A 16,121-nucleotide genomic window follows, 5' to 3' on the forward strand; every position below is an offset into this window, starting at 1 on the left:
ACTGCATCACCTTCTCCTGCGTCCAGATGACCGGCTTGGGGCGTACGGCCGGGGCCAGCTCGACCACGGCGGCGGGGTTGAAGTCCAGCAGCCGGTCCTGGCGGATCGCGATGTTCAACGCGTGGCGCAACGTCGCTCGGATGCGGTGCATCGTGGTGGGCCCGACAGGACGCCGGTAGCGCACCGCCGTCACCCGGGCTGGATCACCGCTGACGCGTTCGGTGGCGATGATCTCGTTGAACTCCTCGATCGCGTCGAACATGCCCGCGATGTCAGAGACCCGTAGCCGGTCCAGCCGGATGTCTCCCAGGTAGGGGTTGAGGTAGAGGCGGACGTGTGACTCGTAGGTGCGTTTAGTGGTGGGTTCGATGGCGCGTTTGCGCTTGAGGAACTCCTCCATCCATTCGGCCACGGTGACGTGCTGGTTGAGGTCTTGGCGCGTGCGGACTTTGCGCCGGACCTCTTCGAGGTCCGGCAGGCATCTGGTGTCCTTCAGCACCGACAGCATCAGCTTGGTGATCTGCCGCCGGACGGCGGGCTCGTCGTCGAGGGCGAGCAGGCCGCGGGCGTGATCCAGCTTGGCCTCCGCGTCCTCCAGCGTCGCGAAGCCGCTGCGCCGCAACGGGCTCCGGCGCCTGCCGTCGGCGTGAGCAGGCAATTCGAGCTGATAGCCCCAGGTGCCGTGGGAACTGCTCCATCGGCTGCCGCCCTCGCCGTGAGCCCGGCGCAGCTTTGGGCAGGTCTTGCTGATCTTCCTACCGGTGACCGGATCGGTGCACGAGCAGATCTTGAACGTGGTGCCCTTGGCGACTCGCGCCGCCTTCACCACTTTCCGTGGCGGGGCTTCGGCCATCATGGTCGTCCTTCCTGGCCTGACGGGCGGCTGTCGCCGCCCGTCGTCGTGGGGTCGAGCAGCGCCCGCAGCCCGCGCACCGGCACCGCATACCGGCCCCCGATCTTCAGCACCCGGCACGGGAACTCGCCTGCCTTTGCCAGGCGATATGCCTTGGTGCGGCCGATGCCGAGCAGCCGTCCGGCCGCCAGCAGGCTGACCACTTCTGGCCTTTCCGTGGCTTCGGTTGCCTGGCGTTGAGTGGGGGTTGTGCCGGTCATGCGTCACCTCCATGGATGTTGATGAACAGGGCCATCCGGTATGCGCTACCGGTGCGGCTGTGCTGGACGCTGCGCCACCGGCCCGGTGCCACCCGGCGCAGGGGCGGGCGTGACCGCCGTCCCGTGACGGGCGGTCACAGCCCCCTCCCGTGGTTCCGGTGCGGGGTGGGTCGTGGCGGCGGTATGAACGCCCACCTCGATGGCACGCGTCAAGCGAAATCCACAGGTCTACGTCCGCGTCCCAGCTCCGGGGCCCGCATACAGGCCGGGAACCGGGGCATCACGCGCTACTCCACCTCGCGGCCGTCTGCCAGGGCATGTCGCCGGCCTGGGCTGGGCTCGTCCAATTTGCGGAAGACCAGCAGGTCCTCATGGGCAACGGCGTGAATGGGCAGTCCGCGCGCCCACGCCTTACGCGCCTCATGCAGTTGGAAGAACGACGCTCGGTTCAGCAGGCGGTCGTAGCCCAGCCCGCACAGCAGGCACACGATCCGGTCCACGAACACCAGACCCACATCCTCCGCCACCTGGTGGACGTGACCGGGCAGATCGACCAGCTCGCCGCGCGCCCGATACGGCCGCACAGTGATCGCCGCCACCCCACCAGGTCGAAGGAGCTCCGTACAGCCAGCCAGGATGCGACGGAACCCCTCCAGCAATGCCGGGAGCTGCTGGTGAGCGAGGTTGCCGCGGTCAGTCGAGTAGTGATGGTTCCACTTGCGCACGCCCGGCTCGCCGGTGTCGCGGGTCGAGCGGATGTGCCCGTGCGTCGCCACTCCGTACGGCGGCGAGGTCAGCACCAGCGCCGCTTGCCCGGCGAGGTCAGGCAACAACCGGGTGATATTGCGGGCATCTCCGGACACCACCCGCCCGACGCCGGACGCCCCCCGTTTCTTGGCGAAGCCTAGGTTCGCGACGGCCAGGCGGGCCCACTCCTCCTCGTACTCCACGCCTGCGGCGTTCCTGCCCAGATGAGCGGCTTCGACCAGGGTGGTGCCGATGCCGCACATCGGATCGACCACCAGCTCACCTGGCCGGGTGTAGGAGGCGATCACGCGAGCCGCGATGGAGGGAAGCATCTTCCCCGGATGCCGCATCGACTCCGGCACGTACCGGCCGCGTCGCTGCACGCGCGATTGCCGCTGCCCCGTCGCCCACACCGACGTCGTCACCCCCGCCATCAGCGCTCACTCCCTACCTGGACGACGCCGCCGGTAGCGATCGCTCCGGCACCGTCTACAGGCGGCGCTTGCGGATCACGAGGCTCCGAATACCCTCCTGGCCGGGTGAACAGCAACACATCCGAGTGCACGCGGGCGCTGGCGGGCAACCCAGCGCACGCTGGAAGTTCCTGCAGCTCGGCCAGGCCCCGGCGCAAGAGACCCGGGTCGATGCGCTCGCCGCGAGCGGGATGGCGCAGGGCGACGATGTGCTGCAGATACACCAGCCCCGCCTCGCGGGCCTGGACGATCAGCTTCGGCAACGGGTCGACTACGCCGCCTCGCCGGTGCAGACCGGCTACCACGGCCAAGTGGCCGCCCGGCTTCAAGAGCCTCGCTGCCGCTGCGACGCCATACGCCTTAGCCGCACCATGCGAGCTTGGTCGCTCGCAGGTCTGCTCCACCACGGTCAGCCCTGCCCTGCCGACAAGGTCGGCAAGAAGCGCCTCATCGTCGGGGTCGGTGGCGCGCAGGTCGGTGAGCTCGAGGTCGTGGGCGGGATGGGTACGGGCGAGCCGGGTCCAAGTCACGCCCGCGCGGGCGGCGCCGGTGAAGAGAGCCACCGGCAGGCAGCCCGCTGTCAACGCGGCTGACACCAGTTGGTGATCGCTGGCGCTGAGATGGACCACGGTGTCGCCCAGCTGAGTACATGCCGCGATGAGGTGGCGGGCCAGCGGTCCGCTGACCGGATGGCAGCAGCCGATGGTGCAGGTCGGGACAGACTCGGCGTCGGCCGGTGTCAGCCACACGGTCAGCGGCAGATGCCCGGCTGTGGCCGGTGTGGAGGTCGTGGAAGTGCCGGATGAAGATGTGGTGGTGGGTTCGGTCATGTGGGTGTGGCCCGAGTACCGGGTCAGCGATCCCTGTCACTGATCCAAATACCGGCCGAGAAGCCTTCGTCGGGACAGGCTCTCAAGCAAACGTTCGGCAATGCCTACCTGCCGGTCCTCGGCGGAGACACCCTCGGACGCGCCAACGATCCATCTCGGCAAACAGATGTTTTCGCAGCTCACAGGGTTGTCGTGCAGGTCTCGTACATGCTTCGGACAGCGTTCGCCGGCTTGGCCAAGCAGCATGGGCCTATGTTGGTGAGGCGCGGACTCAGCCATGTTTGTGCAACGCGGGTTCCGCGAGCGTCCGCTCCGGCTCGGATGCCGTGGACGCAGTCCTGCGACACCGGCAACGGGATCCTCCTCGTCGAACGCTGGTCCATCCTGTTGATCGTTTTTTGACGCGAGAGTTTCCACCAAACCCCGTTCTCGCAGGTCAGCCGCCTTTCACGTCCAGCTGCATGGGATGCGGCTTCATACCGACCAACAGCCACGGTGGCGGTGTTTTCGCAGGTCATCCATGGTTCCGACACGTGATGGAAACCTTGAGGGATCTTTGAAGTGTCCGCTGTCTGACCGCTTCCCGCCCGATTCTTGCCCAGGCCCTCTGGCGGCATGGCGACGTCCGAACCGAACTCTTCTTTCGGGAGCGTCGCCATGTCTCAACCTTCGACTCGCCTGTCCGCGGACATCGCCAGCCCGATCACCAACGGCGTGCCCACGAGCGCTGACCGGCTCGCCAGTGGACTGGCGCTGGACGTGGCCGAGCACGCCTTCCACCTGCTCATGCGCGGCCCGAAGCCGCTGTCGCTCGACGGCGCGTCCTTCGGGCAGGGTCTCCCTGCCCGGCCGATCCCGATGGACGAGCTCCGGATGATCCTGCTGCACCCGTCCTGCTCGCGCGCCACCCGCGACGACGTCTGGCGTCACCTCATCGACCAGGCCCGCACCCAGCGAGGAGCGTGGATGGTCGCCGCAGTCGCACTCGCTCTCCCGATGTTGCGCCGCCTCGCCACCGCGCTTACCAGCAAGGTTCATCCCGAGCAGGGCGACCGCCTGGCCCGGGCCGATCGGGAGGACCTGGAAGCCGAAGTGCTGGCCGCCTACATGGAAGCCCTGGATCGGGTGAAGCTGGCTTGGTCGCACCCCGTGTTGCGGCTATCGCGGCTCACCCAGTTCGCGGTGCTTCGCGCCTACGCGCCGCAGCGGCCCGCGCTGCTGACCGATCCCGAACTCATTGACCGCCCCGAGGAGCGGCAGCGTGCACTCGCCTACCCGGCCGGCCACCCCGATCTGCTGCTGGGTCAGGCAGTCACGCAAGGCGTCATCACCGAACTGGAGGCGGAACTTATCGGCTCCACCCGGCTGGAGGGCATTTCGCTCAGCTCGTACTGCCGCCTCCACGGCCTGCTCTACTGCACCGCGCTCAAGCGCCGTCAGCGCGCCGAAAACGCCCTCTACCAGGCCCTTTTCAACCGGAGCCGCTAGCAATCGCATGAGCCGAGCAGCAAAGTCCGCGCAAAATCCGCTGGCTCCGTTGTCCTAACTCGGCTCTTCGACCTGGTTTTTAGCCAGGTGAGAAGGCAGCGCGGAGGGCGCCGAGCCCGGCGGCGGGCCCCTGGTCACCGGTCCCTGTCACCCGGCCCAGCCCAACGCTTCCGCCCTTGCGAAGGAGGACGCCCACCCGGCCCTGCAGCCGGGCCCGGCACCTCCGCCCTGCCTCTTCCACAACCCGGCCCGCGACGCCCACTTACTCGCTTCACCGCCTCGGGAGACACCACATGACCCGCCCGCGCCGTACCACCTCTCCCCAAGCCCACACCCACAAAATTTGCCTCGTCATCCTGGTCGTTCTCGGCGGTCTCGTTCTGGGCACCCTGCTCGAGTACGTCATCGTTCACGCCGTCGCCTTCGCAGACTCCACCAGCCTGATAACAGTCAACGCGGCGGCACCGCCTTCCTCGCTGGGCGCGGTGATCGACAACCTGCGCAACGTCATCGTGGGCCTGCTCGTAGCTCTCGCCACCCTCTTCCTCACCGTCGGAGGAGTTCGCTACATCCTGGCTGGCGGCGACCCAGGCGAGGTTGAAGCCGCCAAGAAGACCTTGCGCTATGCCGCTCTCGGCTACGGCATCGCGGTGCTGGCTCCCCTGCTGGTGAGCATCCTCAAGGGCATCGTCGGAGCCTGAGGATGCCGTACCGCGCAGGGCTCCGGGCGTCGAAGGGACTGCCATGGCCAGCCACAGTGCTGGCCATCGTCACTCTGCTGGCAGGGCTCGCCGTCACCACACCGGCTCAGGCCGATCCGGCGCCCACACCCACGGCAGCACCGTCACCTTCTACCAGCCCGCTTCTCGTACCGCAGGTGACCGGTGAGTCGCCGGCCCAGCAAACACCGCCCGCGAGTGCGCAGGAGTGCGGATGGATGGACATCGGCTGCAAGATCAACAAAGCCATGAACGGCTGGTTCACCGCTCTGGTGACCGATGCCATCAACCCGACCTTCGTCCTGGTGGGCAGCGTCCTTCTCTCCGCCCCGCCTCCCATGATGCTGGAACGTGTTAAGGAGCTGTCCGGCCACGTACGCCTGGTCGCCAACGCTCTGCTGGCCCTGATGGTGCTGGTCGGCGGTGTGATCGTGATGGCCTACGGCAGCCTTCAGACCTCCACCACGCCTAGCGAGATCCTCCCGCGCCTGGTCGTCGCGGTGGTCACATTGAACTTGTCGCTGACCATCTGCCAGCAGGCGATCGTCCTGACCAACGCCATGGTCACCGCGCTGCTCGGTGACGGAGTGAACGAGCAGCGGGCCGGGAACCTGATCGCCGCCAAGGTTGACGGCCTGATCAAAGACCCTGAGGGCACCGCGCTGTTCCTGGTGCTGCTGGTCGGCGCGGCGGCGCTGATGGGGCTGATTCTCGCCTTCATCGGGCTCATCCGCATCACGCTGCTGCTTTTCATCATCATCGCCGCACCACTTGCGCTGCTCTGCCATGCCCTCCCCCAGACCGAGGGCATCGCCAAGCTGTGGTGGCGGTGCTTCTTCGGCCTGCTGGCCATCCAGGTCCTGCAGGCGCTCGGCCTGATCCTGGCGTTCAAGCTCTTCCTCACCGACTCCGCCGCCGCCTACCCGCTCAAGCCCGCAGAGCCACGAGCAGGAGACGCGGTGGAAGCCCTGGCGCGGCCCGCCGCAAACCAGGTCATGGACGCGCTCATCGTGATCGGCATCTTGTTCGTGCTGATCAAAATCCCCGGCTGGGTGGCCAGGTCGATCTGGCAGCAGGGCCAACCACACATGTTGAAACGGCTGGTCAAGGCCGTACTCGTCTACAAAACGTTCGGCGCCGCCCGCGCCCTCGGCCGTGCGGCCACCCGCAAGAGCGGTGCGCGCACCGCTCACCACCACGCCAGGGCTTCGCGGAACGGCCGACCCAGCGGTCCCCAAGGGCCCAAAAACCGCCGGCCGACGACCTCACCCAGCTCATCACCCGGAGCCGCCATGCCCAACCGCTCACCCGCCTGGCAGCAACTCCAACTTCCACACAACGCGCCAGCACCCACTCCGCCCGAACCGACACCGAAGGCGGCCGCCGCATCCGCACGGCGCGCGCGGCAAGGCACCCAACTGGCACTGCCGTTCCCTGTCACCCGCGTTCCCCGTCCACCCACACCACCCAGCCCGCCCGACACGACGGCATCGCGTCCCTGGATCCGGCCCCGGCCACCGTGGGTTCAGGATCGACTCCCCGGCATGCCCACCCGCGCGCCCCGGCCAGGACAGCTCCGCCTACGGCTCGACCCGCCGCCCCGCCGCATCCCTCGCGCGGACCGCCAGCCACGAGGGGAGGGCCGATGAAGTACGAGGCCGAACCGCCTCCGCTGCTGGCGCGCATCCCCGCCGACATCGATAAGCCAGACAAGATCGCCTACGGGCTCACCTTCCGCCAGATCCTCATCGTCGCCCTCACCGGCGGTATCGCCGCCGCCATCTATTACCTGTGCCACCAGATGCTGCCTGTGGTCATCCTGGCCGCGATCCTGCTTCCGTTCCTGGCTCTTGGGATCGCGGTCGCGCTGGGACGCCGCGATGGGCTGAGTTTGGACCGCTTCGTCCTGGCCGCCGTGTCCTTCGCCCGGACATCCAAGAGGCTGGTCACCGCTCCTGACGGAGTAACGGGGCCACCCCGCTGGTGCCGCCTACGAGGCAAGCTGCCCGGGCCGCTGCGGCTACCAGTGCGCGCCGTCCGAAGCGATGGCGCTCTCGAGCTCACTGATGGCGGCGTCGCCGTGCTGGTGGAGACCAGCACCTTGTCCTTCCACCTGCGCACCACCAGCGAGCAGGCCGCCCTGGTCGGAGCGTTCGGGCGATGGCTGAACTCGCTGGAAGCGCCCGTCCAACTCCTGGCCCGCGCCCGACCAGCAGACCTGTCCGACCTGACCGAGGTTCTCGAGCACCAGGCCGACGAACTGCCGCATGCCGCCCTGGCTGCAGCGGCCCGCGACCACGCCGGTTATCTGGCCGAGCTGAACAGCTCACGCGAACTGCTCACCCGGCAAGTCCTCGTCGTACTCCGCGACCATCCCGCCACCAGCCGAGGACGCCGCTCGGTGCGGCGCGACGCCTCGGCGGCGGTCGTCCTGCGCAGGGCCGCGGAAGCCGAGCGAGCCCTGGCCGCCCTCGGTGTCACCGCCCGCGTCCTGAATGCCCAAGAGGCCGCCCAGGCACTCACCGAGTGCCTCGACTCCGGCGGCCGGCATCCGCTCGGTCGCGCCCTCCCAAACGAGCCGATCTCCGCGACAGCGCAGCACCACACCATCGGGAGGGACGCATGAAGCTCCGCCGACGTCGTAACGATCGCGCACCTGGGACTCTGCTCCACCCGGCCGCCCTCCAGATCGGTACCCGGACCATCACCTTGCCCAACGCCGTCTCAGCATCGTTCGCCGTAACCGGCTACCCGCGAGAGGTAAGCGCAGGCTGGCTGGAACCTCTGCTCACCTACCCCGGCCACCTGGACGTGTCTCTGCACATCCAGCCGATCCCACAGCAGGTCGCGGCGATGCGCTTGCGCCGGCAACTCGCTCGTCTGGAGTCGGCCAGCCGCGCCGACGCCCAGCACGGCAAGCTCGCTGACTTCGCGGCGGAGGCCGCGGCCGACGACGCCACCGATCTGGCTGACAGCCTCGCCCGTGGCCACGGCCGCCTGTTCAAGGTCGGTCTCTACCTCACCATCCACGCGCCCTCGGAGCCGGAACTGGCTGCCGAAATCGAACGCGTCCGAGCTCTCGCGTCGTCGTTGCTACTCGATGCCCAACCGGCGACCTTCCGTGCCTTGCAGGGGTGGACGACCAATCTTCCGCTCGGAGTCGACTCCTTGGGCGCGACGCGCACCTTCGACACTGCCGCGCTGGCAGCCGCCTTCCCGTTCACCTCACCCGACCTGCCGTCCGAGGTCGGAGAGACAAGCGTGCTGTACGGGCTGAGCGCCACCAGCTGCGGAGTGATCCTCTGGGATCGCTACGCGCAGGACAACCACAACTCCGTCGTGCTGGCCAGATCCGGGGCGGGCAAGAGCTTCTTCACCAAACTCGAAACGCTCCGCCTGCTCTATCAAGGGGTTGAGGTCGCCGTCGTCGATCCCGAAGACGAGTACGCTCGGCTCGCACGAGCAGTCGGCGGCACCTGCCTGCATCTCGGCGCCGAAGGAGTGCGATGGAACCCCTTCGATCTGCCCGCCAGCCAAAGCTCTCGCGACGACGTGCTGTCACGTCGGGCGATGTTCCTGCAGACCCTCATCGCCACCATGCTCGGCGACCAGCTCAGCCCGCAGGCGCGGGCGGTACTCGATTCAGCGATCGTCGCCACCTACCAGGCCGCCGGAATCACCCGAGACCCCACCACGTGGACACGGCCCGCACCCCTCCTCGCCGATCTGGTAACCACTCTTACCAGAAGTACCAGTCCTGCGGGAGCAGAGCTTGCGGCGCAGCTCGCCCCCTACGTCTCCGGCTCCTACCGGGAACTGTTCGACGGCCCCACCACCACCAGCCCCTCCGGGCACTTGATCGTCTTCTCGCTGCGTGACCTGCACGAGGAGATGAAGGCAGTCGGCACGCTGCTGGCGCTGGACGCCATCTGGCGGCAGGTCGCCAATCCCCGCGATCGCCGGAAGCGCCTCGTCGTCGTGGATGAGGCCTGGCTACTGATGAAGGAACCCGAGGGCGCACAGTTCCTCTTTCGCATGGCCAAGGCCGCGCGCAAGCACTGGGCAGGGCTCGCCGTCGTCACTCAGGACGCCGCGGATCTGCTCGGTTCTGAGCTGGGGCAGGCCATCGTCGCCAACGCGGCCAACCAGATCCTCCTGCGCCAGGCGCCGCAGGCCATCGGCACCGTCGGAGACGCCTTCGACCTGACCGACGGGGAGCGCCAGTTCCTGCTTACCGCCGAACGCGGCGAGGCACTCCTGGTCGCCGGCCCTGCCAGCCGAGCCGCCTTCCACGTCATCGCCTCGGCGCAGGAGATCGAGCTGATCACCACCGACCCAGCCCAACTACACCGGCTCGACCAGCAGGGTCCTGAAGCCGCGCAACCAACCAGCTTCACAGAGATCGACATCGCTGACCACGACGACGACGGCGAGACCGACCCGCTATGACCGCCATCTCGTCAGCTCACCGTGATACGCCCTGCTTGCTGTGCGGCATCGACGACCAGGATGTCCAAACAGCGCTCGATTTTCTCGCCGAGCTTCCTGATCACCTGCCGGAACTCGCCCTCGCCTATGGGCCCCACCTCGCCTTGGCTCTGGCCGTCATCTGGTCCCTGACCGCCGCCGTACGCTACCTGCTCGGCTGGCTCCACCACCTCAACCTGACCCCCGAGGCCCGGCTCATCGAGATCTCCAGCCCGCCCCGCAGCGACCCCGAGGGTGCCGTAGTGTTGTGGCGCCAGCTCGTCGGCCTGCTCCGACCCGCATGGAAGCGGCTGCTCACCGGACAACCGCACCTCGTGTGGGAGTACTACGGCAGCGATGCGGGGGTGCGCATCCGGCTGTGGGTGCCCGGCGTCGTCCCGCCCGGTATCGTGGAAAAGGCGGTCCAAGCCGCATGGCCAGGCTCGACCATGAGCACAAGCCCTGCCGCCCCGCTCTTCCTCAAGGACTCCAAGGTTGCCGGCGGGCGACTCGTCCTCGCCGCTCCGGAGCACCTGCCGCTTAGGACTGACCACGACCACGATCCGGTTCGATCGTTGCTCGAGGCCATGAGCGGACTGCGCGAGGGCGAGCATGCCGTCGTCCAGATACTGGCCCGGCCCACTACCGGCCGACGGCTGCGCCACGCCTATCGAGCAGCAGCCCATTTGCGCGGAGGAGGCAGCCGCCATCACCTCGGTCGTCTCTTCGATGAGGTTCTGCCCCTGCCCACCAGCGCTCGCGACCACCGCCCCGGCGACCTCGCCCGCGACTTTCCCGAGCGCACCGAGCAGGTACGCGCGATCCTGGCCAAGGCCGGTCAGCCCAGGTACGACGTGGCCATCCGCTACGCCGTCGCCGCGCAACCAACGGATGCCGCCACCTCCCCGGAGCTGATCCGAGGATGGCTGCGAGGCCAAGCACACGCTCTGGCCGGCGTCTTCGCACTCTTCTCCAGCGGCCACCAGTACCTGCGCCGAGCCCGCCTGCGACGCCCTCGCCGCCTGATCGGCTCGCGTCGCCTCGACGGCGGCTACCTGCTGTCCGTAACCGAGCTGGCCGCGCTCGCCCACCTGCCCTGGGACATGGACGCCCCCGGCATCACCCGCGCGGGAGCCCGCCCCATCGCCCCGTCCCCGGCCGTACCCCGCACGACAGCCGGAGGGACGGCCCGCATCCTGGGGGACGCTGACAGCGGCCCACAGCGGCCCGTCGCGCTACCCGTGGCGGACGCCCGCCACCACACCCACGTGCTCGGCGGCACCGGCGTCGGCAAATCCACCCTGCTGGCGAATCTCATCCTCGCTGACGCCCAGGCAGAACGAGGAGCCCTGGTCATCGACCCCAAGGGCGACCTGATCACCGACATCCTGAACCGGCTCCCCAAGCGAGCCATCGGCAGAACCGTGGTGTTCGACCCCCAAGACGACGCGCCACCGCCATCGATCAACATCCTCGCCGGGCACGACCCCACCTTCGCCGTCGATTCCGTCGTCACCATCTTCCACCGCTGCTTCTCCACAGCCTGGGGACCGCGCGTGGACGACCTGCTCCGCTCCACCTGCCTCACCCTGACCAGCGTCCTCGGCCGCAAGGCGACCCTGGCCGACGTACCGAGGTTGCTCACCGACCAGGCATTCCGCGCGCAGATCACGGGCCGCCTGGACGACAGCCTGCTGGGCGGGTTCTGGGACTCCTACGAAGCCCTCACCCCAGCCGGTCAGGCCACGGTCATCGGCCCGGTGATGAACAAACTCCGCGCTGTCCTGCTACGCCCCTTCGTCCGCCAGGCACTGGCCAGTCCGGATACCACCGTGCCCATCGGCCGGCTCCTCGACCAAGGCGGGCTAGTCCTCGCGCGGCTCCCCAAGGGCGTCCTCGGTGACGACGCCGCCCGGCTGTTCGGCTCCATTCTGCTCGCTCACACCTGGCAAGCCACCACCCGCCGCTCGGCCCTCGCCGAAACCGCCCGCCCTGATGCCTCGCTCGTCATCGACGAGTGCCACAACTTCTTGAACCTGCCCGGCCACATCAACGACGTGCTCGCCGAAGCACGCGGCTACCGCCTGTCCCTGGTCCTGGCCCACCAGCACCTCGACCAACTACCGGCCGACCTACGCGAAGCTCTGTCAGCCGACGCCCGGAACAAGATCTACTTCGCCGCCTCGCCCAAGGACGCAGGCGACCTCAAACACCACACCGCTCCCCTGATCACCCCGCACGACCTCACCCACCTCGGCGCCTACCAAGCTGCCGCCCGCCTCATCGTGGACGGCCAGCAGACTCCCGCGTTCACATTGCGCACCCGGCCCTTGCCCGCCGCCGTTGAGGGCCGCGAGGCCGAGATCCGCCAGGCGTCCCGTCAGCAGTTCGCCCGGCCCACCACCGTGCCCAAGACCCCCATACGCCGGGCTCGCCCGGCCAACGTCGAACTGGACGTGCGTCCCGGCCTCCGAGGCCAGCCCACCGCTCGTGAAGAGCAGATCGGCTAACCCCACTTACTCCGTTCGCCGCAGTGCCACTCATGCCGCCGTCATCCAGGAGGACCATCATGCCCGTCACGCGCGTCCCGCTCGGCCTGCCCCGTTTCAACGCCGACGCCATCGCCTACGCCGCCGCCCGTCTTACACCGCGCGATTACCAGATCCTTGAGCACCTTCTGCATCACCGGGTGCTGACCACGCATCAGCTGCAGCGGTTGTTCTTCACCAAGCCGCAGCCCACGCGCCGCCGTCTGGGCATCCTGCACAAGCTGAACACGATCACGCGGTACCGCCCCTGGAGTCCCTACGGCGGCTCAAGCCCTCACCACTGGGTTCTCGGCCGAGCGGGAGCTGAACTTCTCGCCTTTCGTCGCCACACCACCGTCAAGGAGCTGAACTACCACCCGGATCTGGCCATGTCGATCGCCGTCTCGTCCAAGAGCGGTCATCAGATCGGCGTCAACGACTTCTTCGTCCACCTCGGCCACCTGGCCCGGCACAGCCCCGACGCTCACCTGCGAGCATGGCTGTCAGAGAAGCAGTGCGCCAAGATCTGGGGCGACCTCGCCCGACCGGACGCCTACGGCTGCTGGTCCGAGAACGGCCGCCAGATCGACTTCTTCCTCGAACACGACACCGGCAGCATGACTCTCGCAAAGGTCACCAACAAGCTGGCCGCCTACGCCGACCTCGCCGACACCACCCGCATCATCACCCCGGTGCTGTTCTGGCTCCCGAGCCACACCCGGGAGGTCAACCTTCGTTCGCTGATCAGCACCACCGACCTCCCGATCGCCACCGCCGTACAAACCGACCTCGACGGCGGCCCGGCAGGAGCTTGCTGGCTTCCCACCACTGCTACGACCGGACAAAACCGCATGCGGCTGGCCGACCTCGCCGATAGCTGGCCTCATCTGGCCCTCGGCCAAACCGAACAAGCCGCAGCACCCGAGGACGACAAGGAACCCCTCTACCGCGTCATCAGCGAGGAGGAGAGCAGGTGAAGGCTGCCGCAGCCGGCGCAGCCCTGCTACTGCTCGTCATCTTGGCGTTCCTTGCGGCCGCCACCAGTCTCCTGAGCACATCCGGGACACCCGGCGGTATCGCCTGCGAAGTGACAAGCACAACGATGAGCAGTACGGCAGGCGGACCGGTCGCTCTGGACGGCGAGCAGCAGGCCAACGCCAGCCTCATCGTCGAGATCGCGATGGAACGCAACCTGCCCGCGCGGGCAGCGGTGATCGCTCTGGCCACCGCCTTGCAGGAGTCCAAGCTGCGCAACCTGCCCTACGGTCATCTGGACTCGCTGGGTCTGTTCCAGCAACGACCCTCGCAGGGATGGGGAACCGCGGAGCAGGTTCTCGACCCTCGGTACGCCACCAGCACCTTCTACGACCGCTTGGTCAAGGTGAGGCGCTGGGAGCAACTCCCGCTCACCCGTTCCGCCCAGGCGGTGCAACATTCCGGCTACCCCGACGCCTACGCCCAGTGGGAGCCGATGGCCCAGCGCATCGTCGACGCCCTGGCCGGGACCTGCGTCCTGCTCATCCCCGGCGAGCAGATCGCCGCCGCGCTCGCGTACGCTCACGCCCAGCTCGGCAAACCGTATCTGTGGGGAGCAGAAGGCCCGGCCGCCTTCGACTGCTCCGGCCTGACCATGCGCGCCTACCAAGCCGCAGGGATTCTCATCCCCCGCGTTGCCGCCGACCAATGGCGGCATGGCCCTGCCATCGCCTCCGGCCGTGAACAGCCCGGTGACCTTGCCTTCTTCCGGATGGAAGCCGACGGCCCGGGCCACGTCGGCATCGTCCTCGGTAACGGCCAGATGATTCACGCGCCCCACAAGAACGCGGTTGTGACGATCAGCAGCTACCAGCGCCCCGATCTGATCGGGTTCACCCGCCCAGCCGCCCACGCGTCCACCCGCCCACCCGATCCACGTTGACTCCCGTACCGAAACAGGAGGTTACCAACAGCGACTTGACCGATACTCTTCGAGAAGGACCCGTCGCGGCACCAGGTGAAGGAGACGCCCCATGTGCGCCGTGCGACTCGCCCCGCCCCCGCTCGCCGTCAGCCTCTCCTATGATCTCAACGACCCCATCAAGATCCGGGCCAAGCACAAAGTCGCCGGCATGCTCCTGCTCGATCGAGACCACGCGAACCGCCTCGAACGAGGCTGGAACGTCCCCGGCGCCTACATCCTGCTCGACCGCCCGGACGCTGAGGGTCGATGGGGAGCGTACGTCGGCAAAGCCACCAACCCCGGACTCCGCCAACGCGTCCTCCAGCAGCTCAAAGACCGCGACCATTGGTACCGAGCGCTGCTCATCCGCTACGAATCCAACGACGATGAGACGCTCAACAGCAGCGAAGCCGGATGGCTGGAAGGCCGACTCTACGACCACCTCGCCGGGGCGAGGCAGGTCACCTTGCACAACCGCAACCGGCCCCAGGACCTCACTCTCTCGGACGACGACGAGACCGGCCTCATCGACTACCTGCTTCCCATCGAATGCGTGCTGCGCCTCATCGGGCACGCGCTCCATCCTCGAAACCCGAAGGCTCCAGACGGCGGTGGTCCTCTCGTCGAAGTGCTTGAAGACGAGCCGGCGCCTGCTAAGGAGGCATCCGAGCCCTACTTGAGCGTCTTCGGGTACGGACCCAACCCGTATCTCCTTCAGAACCCCACGCCTGAGGCCCTCCAGCAACGCATAGCGTTGATCAAAGCGGGCAAGCATCCTCGAGTCGTTGATACCGACTCCCCCACCACGATGTGATCCGGTGGTGCAGAGGGTATGCCCCGGCCAGCACACTGTCTCTGTGCTGGACGGGGCATGCCTCCTATGCCACCGGATCAGGCACTACCGCAGGTAGCCCTGACCCTTCTCCCCGCCGAAGATCCGGCAGGCCAGTTCTTCCTCGGCCGTGAGCACCACGGCGGGCAGCTCTGCCACATCCATGGTCAGGGCCTTATACAGGCGGTGCCAGCCGTCGATGATCAGCATCCCGCCGTTAGGGACGGTAGCCACGATCAACGGCTCGGACAGATCCACCTCAGCGGCGTGGTGAGGGTCGATGGCCACCAGCCGGAGCATGCCCGCCCACTCCGTGGGCTCGATTCGGCCCTGCGGGGCTCGGGCACGGGCGAGCTTCTTGGCGGTGGTGATGTTCCACCTCCAGGCCATCATCTGGAAGACCTCGAAGTCGGAACTATCCGCGCGGTCCGGGGCACGCTCGCTCATGCCTCCGCCTCCTCCTGCTCCGCGCAGGAGGCCGGCGCGAGTGTCGTGACGTGCTCCACGAAGGTCCGAGCCGCGTCTTGTCGGATGAGGGTCAGGGCCCGCGCGATGTGAGCCACTGCGGACTCGCGCCCGCAGTGTGGTCCATGACTCCCGCAGCCTGTAGCGGTGCTGCACGCGCTGGAGTCGTCGTCCTGGTACGGGCTGATCCAGGAGACGAACCTGGCCACCGTCTTCTCCGGACTTTGAGAGCGCTGAATGTGCCGCTCGACGAGCAGCCACCAACCAGCGAGCGTATGAGCGTGCAGGGTCTCGTAGAGCACCTCGGCGCTCACCCGCTCACCGAGCCTCAGCCGCCGCCCGATGAGGTCGGCGTTGAGTTGCCGCGTCTGGCGTGCCTGCTCGATCGTCGCCTCAACCGACGGCGTCACGCTTTGAGCTGTTGGGGCGCTGGTCGTGTCGAACACGCGGCTGTCGGGACGCTGCGGCTTCCCCATGGGATTGTCCTTTCGTTGATTGATGACGCCAGTGCCGGGACGCG

The 16,121-nt window shown here is 67.8% G+C and carries 14 protein-coding genes and 1 pseudogene; 9 read left to right on the forward strand and 6 right to left on the reverse strand.

What is annotated here, in order from left to right:
• The 4 genes and pseudogenes from AB0K18_RS12130 to AB0K18_RS12145 form a co-directional block, all read right to left on the reverse strand.
• Positions 1-856, reverse strand: a pseudogene (locus tag AB0K18_RS12130) (site-specific integrase); the annotation flags it as partial.
• A complete protein-coding gene (locus AB0K18_RS12135; protein WP_364913644.1) occupies positions 853-1,113 on the reverse strand; it encodes a helix-turn-helix domain-containing protein in 261 nt (86 codons plus the stop codon). The gene AB0K18_RS12135 and the pseudogene AB0K18_RS12130, both read right to left, overlap by 4 nt.
• A 287-nt stretch (positions 1,114-1,400) precedes the next feature.
• A complete protein-coding gene (locus AB0K18_RS12140) occupies positions 1,401-2,294 on the reverse strand; it encodes a DNA methyltransferase (RefSeq protein ID WP_364913646.1) in 894 nt (297 codons plus the stop codon).
• The gene (locus AB0K18_RS12145; RefSeq protein ID WP_364913649.1) at positions 2,294-3,163 is read right to left on the reverse strand and encodes a hypothetical protein; all 870 of its coding nucleotides are present in this window, start codon (positions 3,161-3,163) and stop codon (positions 2,294-2,296) included. The genes AB0K18_RS12140 and AB0K18_RS12145 overlap by 1 nt, the downstream gene beginning before the upstream one ends.
• A gap of 615 nt (positions 3,164-3,778) precedes the next feature.
• Here AB0K18_RS12145 and AB0K18_RS12150 point away from each other — a divergent pair.
• The 9 genes from AB0K18_RS12150 to AB0K18_RS12190 all read left to right on the forward strand — a co-directional run bounded on the left by AB0K18_RS12150 (position 3,779) and on the right by AB0K18_RS12190 (position 15,118).
• Complete coding sequence (locus tag AB0K18_RS12150; RefSeq protein ID WP_364913652.1) at positions 3,779-4,651, forward strand: hypothetical protein; 873 nt, start codon at positions 3,779-3,781, stop codon at positions 4,649-4,651.
• A 293-nt stretch (positions 4,652-4,944) separates the two neighbouring features.
• Entirely contained in the window at positions 4,945-5,352 is a 408-nt protein-coding gene (locus AB0K18_RS12155) for a pilin (RefSeq protein WP_364913655.1), read from the forward strand.
• Between the two features lie 56 nt (positions 5,353-5,408).
• Positions 5,409-7,019, forward strand: coding sequence for a hypothetical protein (locus AB0K18_RS12160; protein WP_364913657.1), 1,611 nt, complete (start codon positions 5,409-5,411; stop codon positions 7,017-7,019).
• Positions 7,016-7,996: a PrgI family protein gene (locus tag AB0K18_RS12165; RefSeq protein WP_364913660.1), complete on the forward strand. Its 981-nt coding sequence runs from the start codon at positions 7,016-7,018 to the stop codon at positions 7,994-7,996. The genes AB0K18_RS12160 and AB0K18_RS12165 overlap by 4 nt, the downstream gene beginning before the upstream one ends.
• On the forward strand, positions 7,993-9,819 hold the full coding sequence (locus tag AB0K18_RS12170) for an ATP-binding protein (protein ID WP_364913663.1): 1,827 nt from the start codon (positions 7,993-7,995) through the stop codon (positions 9,817-9,819). The genes AB0K18_RS12165 and AB0K18_RS12170 overlap by 4 nt, the downstream gene beginning before the upstream one ends.
• A gap of 35 nt (positions 9,820-9,854) precedes the next feature.
• Positions 9,855-12,347, forward strand: a complete 2,493-nt coding sequence (locus tag AB0K18_RS12175; protein WP_364913666.1) for a type IV secretion system DNA-binding domain-containing protein — start codon at positions 9,855-9,857, stop codon at positions 12,345-12,347.
• Positions 12,348-12,406: 59 nt separating this feature from the next.
• Positions 12,407-13,342 carry a replication-relaxation family protein gene (locus AB0K18_RS12180; RefSeq protein WP_364913668.1) on the forward strand — a complete coding sequence of 312 codons (936 nt, stop codon included), beginning with the start codon at positions 12,407-12,409 and terminating at the stop codon, positions 13,340-13,342.
• Positions 13,339-14,283, forward strand: a complete 945-nt coding sequence (locus AB0K18_RS12185; protein ID WP_364913671.1) for a C40 family peptidase — start codon at positions 13,339-13,341, stop codon at positions 14,281-14,283. The genes AB0K18_RS12180 and AB0K18_RS12185 overlap by 4 nt, the downstream gene beginning before the upstream one ends.
• Before the next feature lie 91 nt (positions 14,284-14,374).
• On the forward strand, positions 14,375-15,118 hold the full coding sequence (locus AB0K18_RS12190; protein ID WP_364913673.1) for a hypothetical protein: 744 nt from the start codon (positions 14,375-14,377) through the stop codon (positions 15,116-15,118).
• Positions 15,119-15,202: 84 nt separating this feature from the next.
• On the opposite strand, the gene AB0K18_RS12195 is transcribed toward AB0K18_RS12190, so the two are convergent.
• Positions 15,203-15,583 (reverse strand): ParB N-terminal domain-containing protein, encoded by a 381-nt coding sequence (locus AB0K18_RS12195; protein WP_364913676.1) that lies wholly within the window; start codon positions 15,581-15,583, stop codon positions 15,203-15,205.
• Positions 15,580-16,077: a hypothetical protein gene (locus AB0K18_RS12200; protein ID WP_364913679.1), complete on the reverse strand. Its 498-nt coding sequence runs from the start codon at positions 16,075-16,077 to the stop codon at positions 15,580-15,582. The genes AB0K18_RS12195 and AB0K18_RS12200 overlap by 4 nt, the downstream gene beginning before the upstream one ends.
• Positions 16,078-16,121 lie beyond the last annotated feature (44 nt).

It is taken from the genome of Nonomuraea sp. NPDC049421 (assembly GCF_040677005.1).
GTDB lineage: Bacteria > Actinomycetota > Actinomycetes > Streptosporangiales > Streptosporangiaceae > Nonomuraea > Nonomuraea salmonea.

What these genes read in the sequence shown, in the direction of transcription:
- AB0K18_RS12140 (WP_364913646.1), bottom strand. Translation starts at nt 2,294, where the DNA reads ATGGCGGGGGTGACGACGTCGGTGTGGGCGACGGGGCAGCGGCAATCG.
- AB0K18_RS12195 (WP_364913676.1), bottom strand. Translation starts at nt 15,583, where the DNA reads ATGAGCGAGCGTGCCCCGGACCGCGCGGATAGTTCCGACTTCGAGGTC.
- AB0K18_RS12190 (WP_364913673.1), top strand. Translation starts at nt 14,375, where the DNA reads ATGTGCGCCGTGCGACTCGCCCCGCCCCCGCTCGCCGTCAGCCTCTCC.
- AB0K18_RS12145 (WP_364913649.1), bottom strand. Translation starts at nt 3,163, where the DNA reads ATGACCGAACCCACCACCACATCTTCATCCGGCACTTCCACGACCTCC.
- AB0K18_RS12150 (WP_364913652.1), top strand. Translation starts at nt 3,779, where the DNA reads ATGGCGACGTCCGAACCGAACTCTTCTTTCGGGAGCGTCGCCATGTCT.
- AB0K18_RS12135 (WP_364913644.1), bottom strand. Translation starts at nt 1,113, where the DNA reads ATGACCGGCACAACCCCCACTCAACGCCAGGCAACCGAAGCCACGGAA.
- AB0K18_RS12165 (WP_364913660.1), top strand. Translation starts at nt 7,016, where the DNA reads ATGAAGTACGAGGCCGAACCGCCTCCGCTGCTGGCGCGCATCCCCGCC.
- AB0K18_RS12170 (WP_364913663.1), top strand. Translation starts at nt 7,993, where the DNA reads ATGAAGCTCCGCCGACGTCGTAACGATCGCGCACCTGGGACTCTGCTC.
- AB0K18_RS12180 (WP_364913668.1), top strand. Translation starts at nt 12,407, where the DNA reads ATGCCCGTCACGCGCGTCCCGCTCGGCCTGCCCCGTTTCAACGCCGAC.
- AB0K18_RS12200 (WP_364913679.1), bottom strand. Translation starts at nt 16,077, where the DNA reads ATGGGGAAGCCGCAGCGTCCCGACAGCCGCGTGTTCGACACGACCAGC.
- AB0K18_RS12155 (WP_364913655.1), top strand. Translation starts at nt 4,945, where the DNA reads ATGACCCGCCCGCGCCGTACCACCTCTCCCCAAGCCCACACCCACAAA.